The sequence below is a fragment of the Gracilibacillus sp. HCP3S3_G5_2 genome, assembly GCF_052063305.1.
Taxonomy (GTDB): Bacteria; Bacillota; Bacilli; order Bacillales; family Amphibacillaceae; genus Gracilibacillus.
Window position 1 is genome coordinate 1 of sequence record NZ_JBQHXU010000043.1, and the last position, 795, is coordinate 795.

Annotated in this window: 2 rRNA genes; both read right to left on the minus strand. The window is 47.3% G+C overall.

Annotated features, from left to right (window positions below):
- Positions 1-250: ribosomal RNA gene (locus ACTNEP_RS20485) — 23S ribosomal RNA — on the minus strand; the annotation flags it as partial.
- 443 nt (positions 251-693) lie between these two features.
- Positions 694-795: ribosomal RNA gene (locus ACTNEP_RS20490) — 16S ribosomal RNA — on the minus strand; the annotation flags it as partial.

Here is a 795-nt window from a genome sequence, read left to right on the forward strand (position 1 = left end):
CCGCTACTCGGGAAATCGCGTTTGCTTTCTCTTCCTCCGGGTACTGAGATGTTTCAGTTCCCCGGGTCTGCCTCTTATATCCTATGGATTCAGATATAAGTTCTACTCCATGACGAGTAGAGGGTTTCCCCATTCGGAAATTCTCGGATCCATGCTTACGTACAGCTCCCCGAGACATATCGGTGTTTGTCCCGTCCTTCTTCGGCTCCTAGTGCCAAGGCATCCACCGTGCGCCCTTCTTCACTTAACTATACTTACAATGCTTAACGCATGAAAAAGTCGTTGGTTTTTGTTTGATGTCTTGTCATCAGTCTAGTTTCGGCTCCTAATAGCTAGCGTATAGTTCATACTTCCCTGTGCACAGAAGAACACGGTGCTTCGGTCAGTCTGATCTATCCGTACGCTATTGATCAGTCGCCTACACTTCCTGATTACTCTTATCTAGTTTTCAAGGTACATATATAGAGAGAATTGATCTCTCAAAACTGAACCAAACAACGCAGTATGATGCAACCTACAACGTAGGTTGTTCCGTAATATTGTCCAGCTCCAGCACCCAACGACTAGCACAACTTCCCTCTCCTCCGTACGATAAGTCAACATCAACTGTCGTTGTGTTTCCTTTATCTCCTTCGGTTCAGTCCAGTTTGTACGTCGTTAAGCGGGTGCTTACGCCTTTCATTATATCCTTAGAAAGGAGGTGATCCAGCCGCACCTTCCGATACGGCTACCTTGTTACGACTTCACCCCAATCATTGGCCCCACCTTCGGCGGCTGGCTCCAAAGGTTACCCCA